1 pseudogene is annotated in these 1657 nt (G+C 62.3%); it reads right to left on the bottom strand.

Annotated elements, in window-relative coordinates:
* Window positions 1-606 precede the first annotated feature (606 nt).
* Window positions 607-1657: pseudogene (locus ACFOYY_RS41355) on the bottom strand (hypothetical protein); the annotation flags it as partial.

Here is a 1657-nt window from a genome sequence, read left to right as displayed (position 1 = left end):
CGGTGCCAGCCAGACCAGCGGCCAGCAGACCGGAGGCGAGAACGGCGCCGCCGGCCGGGAGGAGGATGCGCTTCAAGGGAACTCCTTGGTCTGATGTGGAACGCATCTTGCGTCCCATGCGTCAGTAAAGGGATAGCCAGGAACATACAGTGCTGATCTTGAAGAGCGGAAGCCGCTCGGCGAAGCCGCGAAGTGCCCAAACCTCCCGATATCATTCTGTTACCTTTATGGGGCCGTGTCGTCTCCCTGGTGATTGCGAATGATCTACGGCGTTTTTGCAGATCAACTAACCGAGTTGCTGGTGTGCCTGAAGTGGTGTGTTCGTCCCAATACTTTGGGTTACGATGCCTGATGTGATGTAGATCACATCAATCTGATGGCACCGAATTCGGGTGATCCACGTCTAACAAGCCTTGATTCGGAGGCTGTGAGTCGTCGGCCCCTGGCTCGGGGGCTGGAGTCGTGTCTGTGGACCGCCCGTCGAGGCGAGGACTTCCGGGCATGCCAAAGGGGCCCGGTGTGCGCACACCGGGCCCCTCTGTGGTGAAGCTGGGTGAGTCAGGGGTTTGGACCCCCTGACTCGGAGACCGTCAGGTCCCTAACGGCTTACTTGTAGAGCTCGCCGTTCGGGCCAACGATCCTGCCGGACCAGACGTTCGCGGCCTTCTTGTAGATGTCGGCGGTCTCGCCGTCGAAGTAGGCCGAGGTGATCAGGTCGTAGCGGCCGTTGCCGTCCTGGTCGCCGAACTGGCTGGTGACGCCGTTGACGTAGCCAAGACGCTTGTTGTTGTTGTACTTCAGGACCCAGGGGCCACCGTCGGCGCCGGGGGTGAGAGCACCCTTGACACCGATGTGCTCCTCGATCTTCTGCGCGGCCGAGACGTACACCTTGCCGGAGGTCTTGCCGTACACCCACTTCGGCGTGATGCCGGTGAAGGGCTTGTCACCGTCGGGGTGCGGGCCCTCGGGGTAGCCGAAGATGAAGACGGCCTGGCCGGTCTTCTGGTTCCACGCGAAGCCCTGGCCACCGACGTTGTCACCGAGGCGACCGGCGTCCTTGGACAGCTCGACGAAGTAGTTCTCAACCCAGTACAGCTGAGCGGTGGTGGTCTTGACCCAGCCCTTGACGTAGTAGTGGGCCTCGTACCACGCGATCTCGACGCCGTTCTTGTCCTTCTCGGCGCTGAGCTCGCCAAGGAAGCCACCGTTGGCCTTCTTGGCCAGCAGCTCCTTGTAGGTCTCCTGGCTGATCGCGGTCTTCTCGCCGCTCTTGACACCGCACCAGCTGGGGCAGCGCTCGCCGTTCTTCAGCGCGGAGGTGCCCGCGGGAGCGGCGTTGTACTGCGAGGCGGTGACCTCGATCGGAACCAGCTTGACGGTCTTGTCCGCACCCTCGCCCTTGGCGTAGGCCTTGGCCTCAGCCTCGGTGAAGGAAGCCTTCGGCGGGTTGACCGTCTCGACCTTGGGGTCAGCGGCGGCGGTCTTGTACGGACCGTCGACGCCGTACTTGGAGACGCCCTGGTTGTACTCGGACTCGCTGATCGGCTTCTTCTCGACCCACTTCGGACCAACGAAGGAGTTGAACGTGCCGACGGTGACCTGCTTCTCACCGTTGTAGAAGACACCGTTGTAGACGGTGACGAACGCGTAGTCGCGG

It is taken from the genome of Streptosporangium jomthongense, assembly GCF_042650425.1.
Classification (GTDB): Bacteria; Actinomycetota; Actinomycetes; order Streptosporangiales; family Streptosporangiaceae; genus Streptosporangium.
This window is presented reverse-complemented; position numbering and strand designations above follow the sequence as displayed.